A 17,995-nucleotide genomic window follows, 5' to 3' on the forward strand; every position below is an offset into this window, starting at 1 on the left:
CTGTATGTCATCTTCTCAAAGAGATCACAATATGTGTTTTGTGTTTTGATTTTTAACCTTTCTTTCCGACTTTGGTAGCCTCCAAGATGAGTTGAGTAACATCAACTGGATGCGACACCGGGGAGGCATGACTTGAGGGAATTTCTCTGGTCGTTGCATGCATACGCTTTGCCAGCCATCGCTCTAGGTTAGGGTCGATGGTCCGATCATATACTGATACAGCGTACCACGAGGGAAGATGCTGCCAGGCTGCCGAGCCCTCTTTGTCTGTGCATGATGGTCTGATTGGTTTCTGAGAAACAGCAAGTACGCGTGCCTTTGCAAGATCAATGTCTGCGACAAATGTTTGTGGAAAGTATGGTGGATCAAGCCATATGAAGCCCTTGCGATAGGATGAGACAAAGTGTTGCACTCCAGGTGTCGTAGGATATCTTGCACTGAGCTCTGCCGGTGACTCACCCACTGCTGGCGCGTGGGCCGCTATATACACGAGGCCGATAACATTCGAGGCGTTTCCTGCACCAGTAATCACTGCTCCTCCATAGGAATGCCCAACAAGAATCGTCGGACCGGAGACTGAGGCGAGAGCCTGACGGGTTACGTCGATATCGTCAGCAAGCGAGGTAAGAGGTATTTGTACGGCCAGGACGTAATGTCCTGCCTGTTGCAAGAGTGGCGTGACACTGCTCCAACTGGATGCATCTACAAACGCTCCGTGTACAAGTACCACATTGATTCCCGATGATCCTCCTCTGTCGTGCTCAGTGTTCATATATGTATGTTGTGGTTGTCCTCCTGACGCTTGTGCATCTCTTACTGGAGTGAAGCGAGAAGCAAGGGCTGTCGCGGCCACTGCTCCACTAAGATGCCTGAAGAGTGTTCTGCGGCTCATGAAAGAAGTAGTCGGCGATAGCTCAACGTCTTTTTTGGGTGGGCGAAAAGAAAATGGCATAGAACATGCTCCTTAGTGCTGCTTTTGTTAAATCCACCAGTAACAAAAACAAGCAGGCTTATCGCATGATCCGGTTCTAGAAGCCAATCCGTTTTGCTACTGCACTTAACGAACGGAGCATTAGGTGAGTAATAGTTACGCTCAAGACAAACATCCACGAAGACTTCAAGCCGCCTGCTCGCTCGTTTCTGATGATTATGGACACGACACAGTTGTAGGATGCTCGACAATTGTCATGTCGGTGATCACCAGAAGTGCTTCAGACGCTATCTGTCTTTTTTGAAAAGAGATTGACAGAATATGTGTTTTCTTCACAGACATAGAGTGAAGAGAGAAAGTCATACGCTTGAAAAGATGAGAAATTGGGGCTACTCTCATGAGAAATGATCGTGTGCTTTTTGGGATGTCAAACGGTTCTCGTCTCCTGGAGACCGAGGTTTCTGGCAGGACCTTGCTTTGCGATCCCATATTGGATCATGGGACGGCCTTCACGGTACAGTAACGCAAACTCTATCACCTGACAGAGCTGCTCACCTCGCATTCTTAATAAAGAGAGACTCTTCGCGCCCACGGCTCTCAGGGGAAAGGGGTGAGTGTGGCGAACCCAGGCAAGAAGCCAAAGAGAATGAAATGGACCTGACCCTCTCCCCTTCTTTTCAGCCGATGTGCGCTTTGATGAGGTCGGCGAGCTCCATCGTAGCTTGATGGCAGGCGGCAGAGAAGCGCGTAAATTGAGGAAATCCATGAGTCAGATCAGGATTGTGCACATAGGTGAGGTCGTTGCCTGCGACGGCCAGTTTCTGTGCGTATGCGTGTCCCACATCGCGAAGCGGGTCGAATCCATTCGTAACCAGAATCGTCGGCGGAAGATTGGTATGCGATTGAGCATTCAAAGGAGTAATGTACGGATGCCGTCCATCATCTGAGTTCTTGAGGTAATTGCGTACCATCTCGTAGATCCCGTTTGTTTCGAGATAAAGCCCGGTCCGGTTCTCGCTCCCTGACAAGGTATCACCAGGGAAGGCGGCCTCCGGGAAGAGCGGCACGTGCAAGGCGAGCCTGGGACCGTTTTCATCGCGAAGCTTTAGCGCGATGACACAGGTCATGTTCCCGCCTGCAGAGTCACCCCCGACAGCGATTTTGTTCGCGTCGACGCCCTCTGCGCTAGCGTTGTCGAAGAGCCAGCGCACGAAGTACTCGATCTCATCAATCTGCACCGGAAACTTCGCCTCTGGAGCGAGCTGATACTCGATGCTATAGGTAATGATACCTGCACGCTCGGCGATGAGGCGCATAGGAACCTCGAACTCATCAAGTGTCCCATAAGTGAAGCCGCCACCGTGGATATAGACCAATGCTCCGGATAGAACACTTGTTGGATTGGTGGGTGTGTGCTTGCGAACGGCTAGGGACCCGTGGGGTCCAGGCAGAACGAGCGTCTCTATAGCACCGATCTCGGGCCACGGCCCTTCGCCAAGCACCTTGTGATCTCGACGGCCCTGCGCAATCGTCACATCAGCACCGAGAGTTGGGCCTTTTGGAAGCCATGCCTTGAGTTCGGGATCGAGTGTGCCGCGGTCCACTGATCCAGGGATATTCGTGCGATTGTAGACGGGCATATGCTTTCTCCTTCGTTTGGGAATATGGTATTGTTATCGCGATAACGTCCACGCTGCGTCTCGCAGATCGTTCTTCTTCAAGCCTCGAGGGCGATGGGCATCTTCTGCCCATCGGTCACCCACTCTATCATGCACTATATCTTTCGTTTCCGGCTTTCGTGCATGACATCAGGGCAGAATCTTTTGTACCTTGGCTAAATCCTTGTATGACACGCCCACCCAGTTAGCAGAAGCAAGCTTGGCTGGCACCAAGGCTGGTCGCGCACACATATCTCTCTTCGCGTTCTTGGAGAAGCTCCTGCCTGATGCAATGTCTCCTTTCATTTTCCAGCATAACAAGTTTTCTCAAATACGCATGAGGGCCATAGCATCCTGGGTTGGAGAAAAGCACGAGATTGGACTCCGCGCTGGCTCCCCAAATTGATCAATTACACGATAACGTACAGGATATCCTTCCACCTCAACATCATGTGCGATGATTTGGTGCGCGAGGAGTTTACTGCCCATATATTGATTGCCACCTATCTTTTAACAGGGTATGTTGAGTAGGGGTTGTCTGATCTGATTCATTCCTGCCTAGCCCATTAAACACTACACGTACAAACGTACGTTACGTGTTTCACTGTAAGCTTATTTTGACGCAAATGATGCAGACTAGTATAGTTAGGCGTGGAGAGTATCTGTTTACTCACTACAGTCGCACTTCTCAACCCAGCAATAAAAATGTCTAAGACCAAAATTCTGCCCCAAATAGTGGTAGCATGCTCGGATAGCTTGAGAGTACGAAGCAGATGTTGGATGGTCATTGGAAGACAATGGTTTGGCAATTTTTTAGCAGTGTCATTGACGTCCCGATAACATAGTCAGAGTGAAAAAGGGAACGGAAAGATCCCTGACAAACCCTCAATGACTGTGCCATTTACATCGGTTGCCAGGCAATATTCCCCGATCTCGTAGCCCCCAGCAAACACATCTAATTTGGTAAGGATATGAGGGAATAGAAACTCAGCATGATTAAAACACAAGAGTTGTCGGTCAAAGCCTATTCGTACCTCATGGCCATTGGGAAACGGTACCGAAGGATAGCCCTGAAACCAGATAGGATGGTCATGGAACCAGGCTATACAAAATACAAGTTTGCCGCTCATGGCTCTCTGAAAATTGGAGCTTTCTTCATCCATAGGAAGTAGGAATCAGCTCCTTGCCTTTCTCAGGCAAGGGAAAAAACGCCAACACCAGATGTATTCCCTATCATTTCTCACATATGCAACCTACCCGGGTAGAAGAAAAACTCTTTCCCCATTCCATCTTGTACTCACTGCTCGCGCGATACACCATTTTTGCACTCGCTCTGCCAGACACAATTGGTTTTGTCGTTGTTTCTTGAGCAAGAAACAACAAACGTATTACGACTTTCCCGGTACGGCTATCAGCTCAGGAGAGGACTGGAGTTCATTGTGAAGCATTATTCTGCTTATATCTCTGATCACAGGAATGGCGCGTTCACATGTTGAAGCCGTTCAGAATGCAGCGTGGAAAGCCTTAGCGTTTTACGTCCGAACGCTTTTTTTTTGCACAAGCAATTCTATCAATAATCACATTATCAAAATTTGGGAATCTTGGGCCTCTCAAGAGCGAAGAGCGCCTTTTCTTCGTTCTCGACCGCGTGTACCGATTCTCACCCACTTAATTCCCTCTCTCTCCCTTCAATCGTTAGGACATCTGCTCTCCTGCCTCGCCGAGGCTTTCGAAGAAGGATGAGAAAAGATCTGCGGGACATTCGCACGCATTATCTCAGCTTCTCTGGATCGCCATACTGCTGGAGTGCTCGATCAATGCGCTGTCGTTCCTCTTCAACCTGCTGACTCAGTTCATCAATTGAGGATTCCAGTTGACGATACGCTATCAGCAGAGCGTCCTCTCGTTGTCGTATTTGCTCAGCACGACCAGCGACAAGTAGTTTCAGTTCTTCCACTTGTCGTAGGAACGCCAGGCTCGCATATACTATCCGCAAATTCGATATGAGTTGCTCAATATAATCCATTTTCACCTTTCCTTGCTTCTTGCACTGTATCCGGTCGTATTGGCACTATACTGCTCCTACCTCTCATCATGCTCAATGATTGTGAATACAACCTGAAGCGTTTTCACTCGCTTCCCAGAAAGGGCCAGAGGCTGAGCCAGGAAGGTTACGCTCAATGACGCCACTACATTTTGAACAGGTAAATCTGCTGTAGGCACACATCCGTCGGGATAGTGTGTGTATGCCTCAATTCTGTCGCAACGGTATTCAGGATACGTGGTAGGCTCCTTTCAACCTCAAAGCACGCGTTCTTGCCAATCCTGTATACGACGCGTCCAGTTTAGAAAGTGAGGCAATGCCAGTGGCTCACCTTTGCGTGCCTCAAGAAGTGAGCGCAGTGTCTCAGATGCAACGGCTGCAGGGGAAACGCGGTCACTCCAACAAACTAGGGAAGGCCCGTAGCGCTCCCGATAGCGGCAATGGTGGGCAACGAGGCCTACATCCATGCTTTACTGATATTGAGAATGGCGGTTTTCCTGTCGGGCATGGCAAAGAATCCCTTCTTTTCCATGATACGTCCTTAGATAGACGAAAATTAGCCTGCTTTTTCTCATGCTGAGGGAACAGTATATGTGGAGAAACATAAAAGAGCAGTCCTTTTATCCGCATCCATATGGACATCGCTGTTTCAAGGGCCGACATTCATTGACAGGTTGCTTGTTCCTTGGGTATACTGATACTACAAATAGTAGAACAAAGGTTCTCATTTGCGTATAGAGCCATGGTATGGCTGTTCAAGGCGTCATGAGACAAATTCACTCTTTTTTAGGAACAAAACCTATGGGGTATTTCTATGTTGGTGAAGTTGGAGCGGGTTTCCCCTCCCCTGCGGAGCGTTGGCGTGAGCGCTCGCTCGATCTGAATGATCTGCTCCAGATGCATCCGGAGGCGACGTTCTTCATGCTGGTTCGCGGCGAATCCATGAAAGGCGTTGGTATTTATGATAGGGACCTGGTAGTGGTTGACCGTGCGCTTCAGGCAACCCATGGCAATATCATCATTGCGCTTGTCAATGGAGGCTTCTCGATCAAGCAATTGCGCATCCTCTCTGATGGAAGTATGGAATTAGCTTCTGCACATCCCAGATTCCCTCCGCTGGTGATTACCCCCAGGGTGTCCTTTGAGGTCTGGGGAGTCGTTACCTTTGTTCTTCATAGCGTCCACCCCTCTGCTTCACTGAAAAGCAGGCTGTATCGCTTCCTCCGGCAGAAGAATCTATGAAACCGCGCGTCTTTGCTCTCGTTGACTGCAATAATTTCTATGTCTCGTGCGAACGTCTCTTTTGTGCCGAACTGCGAGATCGACCCGTTATTGTCCTCTCCAACAATGATGGCTGCGTCGTGGCACGCAGTAAGGAGGCGAAAGCCCTCGGCATCGCGATGGGGCAACCGCTGTTTCAATGCCAAAAACTTATAGAGAAACATCAGGTCGCGGTCTACTCTTCGAATTACGCCCTCTATCAAGAGCTCTCCGACCGTGTCATGGCTGTCCTCAAACGATTTACTCCAGCAAGAGAAGTGTACTCGATTGATGAGGCCTGGCTTGACCTGAGCCATGTGCCCTCTGACAAGCTTGAGCGCTATGGTCAGCAGATCCGCCAACGCGTTCTACAAGAAACAGGCATTCCTGTTTCTGTTGGTATCGCCCCCACCAAGACACTGAGTAAAGTCGCGTGCGAGCTAGTGAAACGCCACGGGATGTTTTCTGGCGTCCTGAATATGTTGCCCTGGCCAGAGAAAGAATGTGACGCATGGCTCGCTGGGATCCACGTCGGGGATGTATGGGGCATCGGTCCTCAACTCAGCCGGAAACTCAAGGCCAGAGGGATACACAGCGCGAGAGCCTTAAAACAGGCTGATCACATCTGGATACGGCATTATTTGAACGTGACGGCACAGCGAGCCGTTCTCGAACTTCAGGGTATCTCTTGCTTGCCTGTTCAGACACACACCAAGCCGAGAAAGGGAATCATGGTCTCGTTGGCGTTTGGCCGAGCCGTGGAGGAACTGGACGAATTAGAAGAGGCCATCGCAACCTATGCAGCGAGCGCCGCCGAAACTTTGCGAAGACAACGCTCCCTCGCTACTCAGGTCAGTGTCTTTCTGCAAACGAATCCGTTTGAGCGGCGCACCCCGCAATATGCGATGAGCGCATCAGCCTCCCTGCCATTAGCCAGCGCTTTTACACCTGACTTCCTTGACCTGGCGCTCGCGCTGCTGCACACTATCTATCAACCAGGCTATAGATACAAACGTACAGGCATTTATCTCACGCAGATCCGGCCGCAGTATGTGGTACAAAGCGACCTGTTCGGCATCTTTTCGCCCGAGGCCTTCGCCAGACAGATGCACTTGATGGCAACCATCGATGAATTGAATAGGTACTGGGGGCGCAATATGCTCTCCTTTGGCACCCAGATCGGACGCAGAGACTGGTTTATGCAACAAACACGGCGCTCCCAACGCTTCACGACCCGTTGGGAAGAAATATTTACCGTTTCCTAGTGCAGGTTCAAAAGACAACCTGTGCAAGGGAAGGGAGTCAATCTTGTAGAAGAGTGCGTTTTCCAGAGATCAAGGCATCTCACAGCAGGCTACACGCATACATGCAACCAATCATATGGATCATCCACGTGACGACTCCCCACGGCTAAAGCCGGGGGCTTCTCAGGAGGCTTGCGCTTCCTGATGGCTCCGTCCAAGCCAAAGAGCTTTTATGTTGCGTGCGGCATTGTGGTCGCGATCCAGCTCACACCCACATTCGCAAGAGTGCCAACGTTCAGATAGCTCTTTCTTGCGAACCGTACCACAACTGCTGCATCCCTGGCTGGTATACCTGGGATCAACTCTCACGACCTGCACCGTACCAGCGTTTGCAGCTTTGTACTCGCAAAAGGCGATGAATTGACTCCAACCAGCATCCATGATGGACTTGTTGAGGCCGGATTTCGCACTGGCCCCGTTAGGAAGATAGTGCCCTGTCTCCTCATCCTGCTTGGGCTTCGCCCGTCTGGAGAGATTGGCAGGCGCGATATCCTCAAACACAATGGTTTCGTAGGTATTCACCAGACGACACGACCACTGGTGAAGGGAGCCATTGCGCTGATTTCTCACCTTCCTGTGAAGCTTCGCCACACGCTCAACAGCCTTCTTGCGTCGATTGCTCCCGCGCTTCTTTCTTGACAGAGCTTGTTGTGCTTTCTCAAGCTTCCTCTCTGCTTTGCGATAGTAACGCGGATTCTCGATCACGTCACCAGTGGAGAGTGTTGCCAGCTTGGAAACACCCAGGTCAATGCCCACTGTCTCATCTGTGTAGGGGGTGCGTGGTACACGCCCCACTTCACAGGAGAAACAGACATACCAGCATCCGCCTTCTCGCTTGATCGTACAGGTCTGGATAGCCCCTAGCACTTTTCGATGGAGCTTGATTTTGACATGCCCAATCTTGGAAAGAGCGAGACGCCCGTTCTCAATCGAGTAGCCCGTTTGTGGGTAGGTGAAGCTGTCGTAGTGATTGCGTCCCTGGAAGCGTGGGTAGCCAGGGGTAACACCTGCCTTGACTCGACGAAAGAAGTCTTTGAACGCTTTGTCCACCCGCCTGAGCACATCCTGCAACACCTGAGAATGAATGTCTTTGTACTCTTGCCTGATCTGCTTGATCTCAGGCAATTGCATGGCTTGTGCGTTGTAGGTCGTGCCCTTGCCTGTGTATTTGTACATCTCTCGACGCTCTTGCAACGATTGGGTAAGGACACGGCGCGTTACATCCCTTTCGGCATGTACGTTTCCGCATCCTCCCCACCGAACCCGGCGTGCAAGTTGTCCCTGCACCGGGCTCTCCATTATCCTTAACCCAATTGGCTTCTTTTCTTGAACTTCACTTTGTTCTGATGGATGCGTTCTGCCCGATGTTCCTTTGTGTGACACTCAAAACAGATAGCTTCCAGCATCTCTGGTCGATTGTCTGCTTGACTGAGCTTTCGTTTCCCTGTTTTTATCCTGTTTTTGTGGTGCGTAAAGAGCTTCGTTGCTTTTCCGCACCGCTCACAGCAACCTTTGGCCCTTTTCAATGCTTCCCTTCGATTGGCATCATAGATCGGAGCTTCTCTGTTACCATGCCAGGCGTTTTTGAGCGTTGGGAGTACGAATTGCTCGACTTTCTTCTTCTCTAGATAGGGGTTGGGCCAATGTCGTTTCCATGAAGGGCGGTAATGAATCAGTTTTGTGCGCATTGCTCGTCTTCGCCACAACCACTTTCCTTCCACGTCTTGGGCGGCGAATTCGGCATAGCCTCCTTCTGGCCCATTGCGATGCCGCATGTATTGCTTCCTTACCTGGAATGAGCTTATCTGATACTTCTTTTGCAACCAGCGTCTCAGTCGTATCCAGACATATCGGTCTAGTTTGTCAAAGATTCGGCAAGGATTGACCGCTCTGTAGTAGCTCGCCCATCCTCCTATCAGGGAGTTGATGGCCTCAAGCTTGTGCAAGTAATCATCATTGAGTGTCTTTTTGTTGGTCATCTCTTTAATCTTCTGCCTGATCCGCTTTAGGCCCTTTTCCGTTGGCTGCATAAAGACGCCAACGATATTGCCATTAGAGGTTCGGTTACAGCGGAAGATGCGATATCCCAGGAAATCAAATCCATCGATGATGTGAGTGATGACGGTCTTCTCTTCGCTTAGCTCTAATCCCAGTTCGTCTTGAAGGAAGCGTTTGCATTCCTGCTTGATTTCCTGGGCTTGTGCTTGTGTTCCGCGTACGACGATAATCCAGTCATCAGCGTAACGAAACATTTGCGTTGCGGCTTTGCCTTTCCCTTTCTTTCTTGCTCGTTGCCAAGCAGACCACTTCGCCACGTCTGTTTGTCTATCTGGCATCCCGTAGTGTTCGTGGTACCATTCATCGAACCGATGCAAATAGATATTGGCGAGTAAAGGCGATGCAATGCCGCCTTGGGGCGTGCCTTCTTCGCTGGGGGCCAACTTTTCATGATCCATTATGCCGCTTTTGAGAAAGCTTCTAATGAGTTTGAGAATGTTTGGGTCAGCGATCCGTCGTGCTACCTCAGCGACTAACTTGTCGTGGGGTATGCGGTCAAAACACGCTTTTATGTCTCCTTCAATCACCCATCGGTATCCGGTAGTGGTATTGCCTAATTGGTACAAGGGCTGCACGCAATCCATCGTGTTACGCCCAGGCCGAAAGCCGTTGGAGAAGTAGTAAAAATCTGCTTCCCATATCGGCTCCATGAGCATTTTCAGCAGAGTTTGAACACAGCGATCTTTAATGGTTGGAATTCCTAAAGGTCGCTTCTTGTTCGTTCCGGGCTTAGGTATCTCTACCCGTCTCACGGGCATCGGTTTGAACGTGCGGTTTTTCAGTTCCGCTTGCAAGGTCTCAATGAATTGTTGTCTGAACTTCTCGTTCTCGAAGTCGCTCTTGTCCACATCATTGAAAGCTTTCCAACTCATCCCGTCAACGCCTGCTGTTTGTGAGCCGTCGTTGTCCAGCACGTGTCGGAGGGCTTCGTCAATCCACTCCCTCTTGCACAAAAGATGATAGAGATCTTCAAAACGGTGAGTTCGGTCTGCTTCCGCTTTTCGGGCTAAACCTTGTTGAGCTTTGATGATATCGGACATACGTATCCAGTCCTCTCATACTCTCCTCGGTTTATGGGATAACTGCCACCCTTCCCCTCAGTCCAGGTGTTAGCTGGCTTTCCTGGGTACTATGGTGGCTCTGACTGCTCCCTTGCCCATCAAGTGCAAGCAACCGTAGCCCTTTCGGGCGGGCAAAGAAGCTCTCACAAGTTTACCAGTTGACCCACTACGATCACCTTCGGGTCGCTCCTCTAGGCCGGATACAGACGCATCTCGTCTGCCGTATCGGGAGGCTAGTTTCTACCCCTGTAACATCGCCTTCGCTAAACGCCATGTAGCTTTCTGGAGTAAACGCAGTGTACTCCTTACCCGATACTCACGGTTGTTCTCTTGCGAGATTGGCTATCATCAGGCCGTGTTGCTCTTAACGACCCATCAGGCAGAGCTTTCTTTCGTAACCCTGGTGATCTTTGGCTAGCAGACCGCTTCAGAGGGGATAGCTTTCTTCTGGCGTCCACATTGTCCGAGCAGCTCTTTCACCACCAATGCTTCTTTGGTAGCTACGCTCGTAGCCATCAGCCTCTTGGGGGAGAGGCTGAATCTTACCAACAAACTTCTTTGTTTGTTGCTTCAGATAGTGTCAAAAGGTAAGTGCTTGTCGCACCGGCATTGTACAGCTCGCAACATCTGGCAAGCGTCCATTCCAGCTTCTCGGCTTGCTTACGGGTAGGATAAACTAAGCGCATGGGTCGCCCCATCCGCTCGTCTGCAAAACCGAGCATGAAGATTTCTCTTCACTCAGCTCCTCAATCATATGGCCCTTGTTATGGGTACCATGTCTTTGGTCGTGGCAATGTCGGTGGAGAGCACACTTGTTACTCAGTTCCTCTCCTCCTCCCTCACTTTTAGGAGTGATGTGGTCTATCTCGATTTGATCTCCTTCGCGGAACTGCAAATCGCACCATCTACACTGGCGATGCTGCTTCAGAAGCAGCATTGCCAGTGTTCCTCTCGTTGTTGGATGGTTTTTCAGTCGTTGGCTCCAATACAAGAGATTTCCGTCATAGGGACTGGCAGCACCTTTTACTTTGACATGTCGTTGGATCTTCGTCGCATCATGCCTTCTCAGGTCATAATCTTCGGAGGTTGCAAAGATGCTGTATTGGCCTTCGCCTCTCTTCCAATACCTTTGTCTAATCCAATGTCTGTTTTTGTTTGGGTGCCTGCGAATTGCCCACGACCATAGCTGTTGCTGAAGAATGTAGTCACATCTACTGTACTCAGCCTTGGAGCAGACTGTTCTGTAGTAGTTGGACCATCCCCTGATGATGGCAGAAAGTTCCTTAATCAGTTGTCCTTGCGGCGCTGATCTCCGTTTGTTGATTTGCTGCTTCATCTGGGCTATGTGTCGTTTGACGGCTTCTTTGCTCGGTTTGATGATCGTTTTGAAGCCAAGCGGAGTGCCTTGTGAGTTTGTCCCTGTACGGTTCTTTCCTACCGGATATTGCCGGATGGAAAATCCTAGAAACTCGAATCCCACATTTCCTTCATAGGGTGTGAGCGTGTGGGTTATTCTCGTTTTACTTGGCTTCAGTTCCAGTCCCATGTCCCTTAACCAGTCATTGATTCTTGTTTTCACTTCAAGGATGGTTTCTAGCGTTGAATGAAAGACCACTAGATCATCGGCGTATCGTACCATTTGGGGTTTATCCCTTGTGGTCCTCTTTACGCCTTTGAGAGCCTCTTCCAGCCCGTGCAACGCTATATTCATGAGTAAAGGAGAGACAACGCCACCCTGCGGGGTTCCGCTGGTTGTAGGTGTGAACTCCCCCTCTGTCATGACTCCCGATTTGAGCCAGGCCTGGACGGTCTGTCTCAGACGTGGATAGGTCTGAAGTTTTTTCAAGAGTGCTGTCTGGTCAATGTGGAGTCAAGGTGAGGCGCCTGGCTCACTTTCATGAGTAGGTTTCCCCACCGTGCTCCCTCAAACTGAGCGGACCCCTTTCGGAGTACTCAGCTTTCCCTGTTGACTCTTGTTGTTTAGCAAGATGTGTTTGTTCCTGTTTGACGTTGTTTAAGGGTCTAGTTCCCTCGTCTTTCGGTACTAAAACACCGTCAACACTACCGCCCTTCCCCATGTTCGCGGCTCTCCCGCGCTCAGAGTACTACAGCGGTTCCGCCCCATATGCCCTCTTCGGTGTCCTCACCACCTCTCCTTCAAAAAAACTTTGGAGGAGCGAGGAACACATGGTTCTCCGGTAGCGCCAGATCACTTTACCCGCTGACCGTAGGTAGGACAACCACATGCGTAACCTCTGCTACGCTGAGATCATTCCTGCTTTGGTGATGCAGCCTCTACAGCACTCGCAGGGCGAGGGAACGGCTACGACAAACAAGTAGCCTATTCGTCAGATCTCATCGGCCCTTCAACCGTCCTGAGCCGGGTGTGCTATTTTAGTGGCTTTATCCTTCGCGGATTCGACCCGCTTACCTTAGTCAGCTCTCCTCGCAGCACATGCCTCTTGGTACGACGATTTCCCGCACATGCGCCGCATGTCCCTCTCCGGGCTAACCGATACGCACAGGGCTTATTGGCTTCGTCACCTGCGCCCCCTATCGAGTGAGACCGACAGGGCGGGAGAGGTTAGGAACGGACAGCTTCATCCTGTCCGTAGGCTGTTCACAGCCTGGTCATCTGGCACCCGAACGGACGCCCGTTATCGAAACAGCCCCGGATGTCGGCGTCAAAGACATATTTTGCCTTTTTTCCGATATCCAGAAAGATTGCTGCGATAGCATCGTGACAGGATCGTCCAGGGCGAAAACCATAGCTGTTCACCTCAAAGCGAGCTTCCCATTCTGGTTCGAGCGCGGATTTCACAAGACATTGTCGTCCGCGCTCATACATCGTAGGAATCCCTAAAGGCCGTTGTTCGTTTTTTCCAGGCTTGGGGATAAATACCCTTCGGACTGGTTTTACTTTCTGCGGCCATTGTTTGGGATGAATGAGCGATGCCACCTGTCGCCTCTGTTGAGGTTTCAAGTTCTTCACTCCATCAACCCCCGCTGTTTTCTTGCCCTGGTTATCCTGTGAGACGCGGCGTACAGCAAGAAGCCTTGCTGCTTCCGATTTCATCAAGAGCTTTTGAAGTTTTTGGACTGCACGTTGATTGCCACGTTGACTGGCTCGGTAGATTCTCTTTTGGATGCGGTAGACATGCTGCTCAAACTTGCGCCAGGGCAACTTGTTCCAAGCCTCACTCTCAGGGTCAATTTTCTTCTTGATCCTGGGTGCTTTCCTATTTGTCATCGTACTTGATCTTCTACTTTCCATACAACTGTGTCCACGTCAGCCTATCCTCTCGCTTTCCGAGAGGCATTCGCTTCTTGGACAATCCTTCCGTCGTGCTGCTTGCGGTTGGCACCTGCTCATGGTATCGACCCCCATGAGAGCAAACACGCGGTTACTCCGTTCTGTTGCTCTGTTTTGCGCTACCGTAGGTGTGCATTCTCCACCGGAGTCCTGACAGATAGGCAATGGAGCTGTACCATCTCCATTGTGTACTCGACTCGTTCCCGTTTTGGGCTGGCTTGTTATCCTGCGTAGGCCAGTTTTCCGTAACGATGGTTCAGTCATGCATTCGTTTTATCTGCCTTGTTAGACAGGCTTCTCACCGTAGTAGCCAGCTAGAAGGTGTCCTCATATCAGGTTTATGAGGCATCCCCCGTTTCATCCCGCTTCACTGATTGAGGGCCAGTCGCTACAGTGGGGATGATGCTATCCATTCCTATCGAATGAGAGAGGAATTGCGCCTCTCGTCAGAGAAACAGTTGTCAGTGTCTTTCAAAAAAAAACACCGCTGCTCGTCCCCCATTTATCATGGTTTGGAGCAAAACGGGTCGCACGGTACAAACGATACTTAAACGTCTTCACGCGGTTTGTACTCCCCCCCCTGTACTCTTTGTAATTCTTGTTCTACCAAGCGATCCATTGTCTCTATCATGCTTTCATGTGTTAATGCTGAAAGCAGCTTTAACCGTTGCTGGGTCTTGACCCAAATACGAATCGTTTGATGTTCATGAGGCTTCTTTTGCATGTAGGCATTACAGCAAAATGCCTACATGCTGTCAATAGTGTCCGCCACCCTATCCACCCAAACAAGGAACGCGCCTTCTATCCCCATAGCTCAAGCTAGGGGTTTTACGGCGCGTTTTGATAAAATTCTTGCTGTTGCGGCAACATTGGAGAAGATGGCTCTGATGTTGAAGGGTCGCTCTTCGGTGTGATACGCTTTTTCTTGGATACAGGCATAGTTTCCTCCTTGTTTGGGAATGAATGTTTTGTTGAAGATGACAACTTATGCCTGTATTATCACCTCAAAAGCGCCTCGCTGGATAGGCTTCTCTTTACACAACTTTCGGGATGGTATCTGCTCTCAAGCATTAGCCAACGTTGATTACCCTCCGCTGGATCACTCCCACTAGGTCAGCTAAACGATGAGCGGTTTTTTCTTCGGCAGGGCATTCATTACCTCCTGGGGTAGATTCAGATCTCCCTGCACGAGCTCGGGTGGAGTCACTGCCATCCACTGGGCCAGGGAGATTTCGGCAAAGTGATCGGTTTTGAATAATACCAGAAAACGCAGGAGACTGTCTCCTGTATTCTCGATGTAGTGCCCCATATTTGTGGGAACATACCCGACGTCCCCTGCCTGGTAATCAAAGGTGCGAGCTTTGCCCTCTGCCCCAAACACGGTCATGCGCCCACTGCCTTCGATGTAGTATTGCCACTCATCTGCATTTGGGTGCCAGTGCATCTCCCGTATCCCGTCTGGCTCAACATCCTGCAACACTGCCGCGATGGTCTTCGAGACATGGAAGCTGCTGGAGTCCACAATACGCACCGTGCCTTTCGGGGTTTGGATTGGTGGCTGTGCCAACATCTGGTAGGTGAAGCTTTGCGGCGCTGGGCCATAGGGGTCGGAGACCTGCATAACTAATGGCGGACCAGGCACGATGCCTGGGTAAATATACCGCTGTGATGGAGAGGGGAGATGCTGAAAATCGCTTTGAGGCACGCCAAAATTTTTTGCCAGGACCCCTTTGGGGGTATGCGCGAACCAGTCACTGAGCAAAAAGGTGTCATTCTCAGAGAAATTCCCGCTATCGAAAGCAAGCAGGAACTCACAGCCTTCTTCCAGGGCTTGAATAGAATGGGGATAGCCAGCGGGAAAGTACCACAGGTCACCGACGCCGACATTTCCCACAAAGTTGTGGCCTTGCGGGTCAAGGCATGTCACCTGGGCAGTCCCAACAAGCATATAGGCCCACTCTGCAACCGGGTGCCAGTGCAGTTCACGGATCGCTCCCGGCTTCAGACGCATATCCACGCCCGCGATGCTTGTCGCAATTGGCAAATCGACCTGCGTGACCTGCCGTGCCCAGCCACCATCTGTCAGCCGCATGGGAACATTGCTGAACGAGAATTTCAGGTTCGGCATATCGCCAGCGTCAGTTGGTGGTGGCGTTAACATATCGGGATTCAGTCGATCAAGTATCACATTGCGTGGGCCGGGATCATCCGCCCCAAGATGGCCCTCAATCGGCTGTGGCACGGCGGAGGTACCAGTTGGAGGGTCATCAACGGTCGAGGAAAAAGCCGCCCTGGTCGTGCCGGAAACAGCGGCAGCAACCCCAGCAGCCAGAGACTGGACGATTTTCCGTCTCGTTACGTCCATTCTATTTGATCCTTTCTTTTTACCAAACCGAGGACCGTGGGACAAGACGCACAGCCCTCTATCCTTTTTACTATACGAGACTGGTAAAAGAAGAAAGGAGCACCTCCCAGGTGAGGGAGGCGAGAATGTTGCCAGAGGCTCACAGGGAGAGCTCCATCAAACCTCATCACGACCTTTACACAACATTCGGTATGGCATCAGCAGATGCCTTCTTTTCGTTTCCTCAATTGAAGGTTATTTGTTTACTCGAGTACCATTGTGTTCATATTTTCGTCAGAAATTACTTATGTGTAAAGATCCCCTATCCAAAGAGAAATCTTCGAAGTGATAATACAGGCATAGCTCGCGCCTTTGGAACAAAACCTTCATAGTAAAACAAGGAGGGACTATGCCCATACACAAGAAATAGGATACCACACCGTCCTAGAGTTGCTTCCACTTGAGACCAGAAGAAGTGTGCTCTACACAACCAATGCCGGCAATATGAGCAGCGGTGAGCAGGGCTTGCTCGTCCAAAGCTGCCTGTATGAGCGCTTGGCGACTACTCAAATTGGTGTTGAAATCTGCCCATGAGGTCATCCAATCTGGATGTTCGACCTCCACTGGATCATGATAGAGGTCACCCAGACAGTAAAGTGTCTGCCCCTGGGAGTGGATACGCACAATCTGGTGACCAGCAGACTCGCCAGGAGCCGGGATGATTTGGATACCAGGGACAAGTTCACGCTCCCCCTCGACCAACTCCAGCAACCTCCTCTGGTACAATACACCAAGCGTGCTCCCATCCTGGGAATGGAGGTCCTGGAGCGCTTTCTGCATTTCGGACTGCTCCCAGTCAGCTCGTCCGAGAAAGCACCTGGCAAGGGGGAAACAGGGGACCATCTGCCCATTGCGCTCAGTCGTGGTACCCGAATAATGATCAAAATGGGCATGTGTAATGACGAGGTGCGTGATGTCTTCGGGCCGTACTCCTTGCTCGCCCAATTGAGTAACCAGGCCTGGCGGTGGCTGATAGCCCGGCAGGAAGTATGGTGAAGATGGTGGAAAAGAGCGCGTGTAGTTGCACGCATCAATCAAGACCGACGCCCCGGGAAGGGCAATATGAAAACACTGTGTGGGAAAGCGTGCTGGTTGCTCAAGCCGTGCTGTGATAGCAGCATCCTGCTTATCCTCTGGAATGACCAGCTCATCGGACAGGCGAAACTCGATATCGCCGACATTCATGACAGACACGGTCGCGATACCAACTTCAATCCTGCGCGTGTGATGACTCATGTTCTTTGCCTTTCTCGCTAGACTTTCTGACCTCACCCCTTAGGAGATTATTGTTACAGCTCTCCTCGTGGGTATTCTATGCCAGAGCGAACGTGGTCGTAAAGAGCAATCATTCTATTCTGAGGCTTTACGCACAACTCGGCATGGTGTCTCAGCTTCACCCTGATCCGGTACGCACGACCGAGTTTGCTCCTGCTCTCTCACCACCTTCCCCGCACACGGCTCCCGCATCGGGCTACGCGTCTCCTCACGTGGGCTTGTCCTGGAAAACTGGCCGCTTCTCGGGCCAAGACTTTGCGCTCCAGCCCGATAGGACCCTGCGGTGCCCTGCTGACCAGGCGCTTTCCGCCCATGAGCAACGCAGAGAAGCCGATGGTAGCCTGCGCGTGGTGTATGGGGCTAGCATTGTTGCCGCCCTTGTACGCTACGTGAGCAGTGTCAATGGCAGGGTGGCGCCACCAAGAAGCCGTGCCAGGTCAGCGTATTGTTGCATCCATTGGTCGTCGGGAATGCGCCGCAGTACCACCATCCGTTATGCTGCCATGCACTTCCAAGGATATCAGGATTATCTCCTGCATCGACCACTCGACAAAAATTATCTCGACTACATCCACCAGCACCATTTAGATTTATGAAATATGCAACCCTGCTAGTTTGCTTGAGGATCATCTCGTTGCGCAATTCGTGGGGGCAGGAGGCTGGCTCAGCAGGTTGAAGGTCAGCTGA

The 17,995-nt window shown here is 50.9% G+C and carries 11 protein-coding genes and 1 pseudogene; 3 read left to right on the forward strand and 9 right to left on the reverse strand.

What is annotated here, in order from left to right; genetic code table 11:
• Positions 1–52: 52 nt before the first annotated feature.
• The 3 genes from KRAC_RS55640 to KRAC_RS55655 all read right to left on the reverse strand — a co-directional run bounded on the left by KRAC_RS55640 (position 53) and on the right by KRAC_RS55655 (position 4,615).
• Positions 53–952 carry an alpha/beta hydrolase gene (locus tag KRAC_RS55640; protein WP_007922214.1) on the reverse strand — a complete coding sequence of 300 codons (900 nt, stop codon included), beginning with the start codon at positions 950–952 and terminating at the stop codon, positions 53–55.
• Between the two features lie 656 nt (positions 953–1,608).
• Positions 1,609–2,571 (reverse strand): alpha/beta hydrolase, encoded by a 963-nt coding sequence (locus KRAC_RS55645; protein WP_007922219.1) that lies wholly within the window; start codon positions 2,569–2,571, stop codon positions 1,609–1,611.
• A 1,789-nt stretch (positions 2,572–4,360) separates the two neighbouring features.
• On the reverse strand, positions 4,361–4,615 hold the full coding sequence (locus KRAC_RS55655; protein WP_007922222.1) for a hypothetical protein: 255 nt from the start codon (positions 4,613–4,615) through the stop codon (positions 4,361–4,363).
• Between the two features lie 819 nt (positions 4,616–5,434).
• Between KRAC_RS55655 and KRAC_RS55660 the strand changes: the two genes are divergently transcribed.
• Both KRAC_RS55660 and KRAC_RS55665 read left to right on the forward strand, forming a co-directional pair.
• The gene (locus tag KRAC_RS55660) at positions 5,435–5,875 is read left to right on the forward strand and encodes a LexA family protein (protein WP_211221541.1); all 441 of its coding nucleotides are present in this window, start codon (positions 5,435–5,437) and stop codon (positions 5,873–5,875) included.
• Positions 5,872–7,158, forward strand: a complete 1,287-nt coding sequence (locus KRAC_RS55665) for a Y-family DNA polymerase (RefSeq protein WP_007922224.1) — start codon at positions 5,872–5,874, stop codon at positions 7,156–7,158. Before KRAC_RS55660 ends, KRAC_RS55665 begins: the two co-directional genes overlap by 4 nt.
• 162 nt (positions 7,159–7,320) lie before the next feature.
• Here the strand turns inward: KRAC_RS55665 and KRAC_RS55670 are convergent, their stop codons facing one another.
• From KRAC_RS55670 to KRAC_RS55695, 6 genes and pseudogenes are all read right to left on the reverse strand, one after another.
• Entirely contained in the window at positions 7,321–8,496 is a 1,176-nt protein-coding gene (locus KRAC_RS55670; protein WP_274532223.1) for an RNA-guided endonuclease InsQ/TnpB family protein, read from the reverse strand.
• A gap of 5 nt (positions 8,497–8,501) precedes the next feature.
• A complete protein-coding gene (ltrA, locus tag KRAC_RS55675) occupies positions 8,502–10,295 on the reverse strand; it encodes a group II intron reverse transcriptase/maturase (protein ID WP_007922226.1) in 1,794 nt (597 codons plus the stop codon).
• Positions 10,296–10,992: 697 nt separating this feature from the next.
• Positions 10,993–12,180: a group II intron reverse transcriptase gene (locus tag KRAC_RS55680; RefSeq protein WP_476629975.1), complete on the reverse strand. Its 1,188-nt coding sequence runs from the start codon at positions 12,178–12,180 to the stop codon at positions 10,993–10,995.
• Positions 12,181–12,972: 792 nt separating this feature from the next.
• A pseudogene (locus KRAC_RS55685) lies at positions 12,973–13,566 on the reverse strand (reverse transcriptase N-terminal domain-containing protein); the annotation flags it as partial.
• Between the two features lie 1,180 nt (positions 13,567–14,746).
• Positions 14,747–15,994, reverse strand: a complete 1,248-nt coding sequence (locus KRAC_RS55690) for an oxalate decarboxylase family bicupin (protein ID WP_007922231.1) — start codon at positions 15,992–15,994, stop codon at positions 14,747–14,749.
• A gap of 423 nt (positions 15,995–16,417) precedes the next feature.
• Complete coding sequence (locus KRAC_RS55695; RefSeq protein ID WP_007922236.1) at positions 16,418–17,269, reverse strand: MBL fold metallo-hydrolase; 852 nt, start codon at positions 17,267–17,269, stop codon at positions 16,418–16,420.
• A gap of 50 nt (positions 17,270–17,319) precedes the next feature.
• On the opposite strand from KRAC_RS55695, the gene KRAC_RS77780 reads away from it, so the two are divergent.
• Complete coding sequence (locus KRAC_RS77780; protein WP_007922238.1) at positions 17,320–17,904, forward strand: hypothetical protein; 585 nt, start codon at positions 17,320–17,322, stop codon at positions 17,902–17,904.
• Positions 17,905–17,995: the final 91 nt, after the last annotated feature.

This window comes from Ktedonobacter racemifer DSM 44963, from assembly GCF_000178855.1.
GTDB classification, from domain to species: domain Bacteria; phylum Chloroflexota; class Ktedonobacteria; order Ktedonobacterales; family Ktedonobacteraceae; genus Ktedonobacter; species Ktedonobacter racemifer.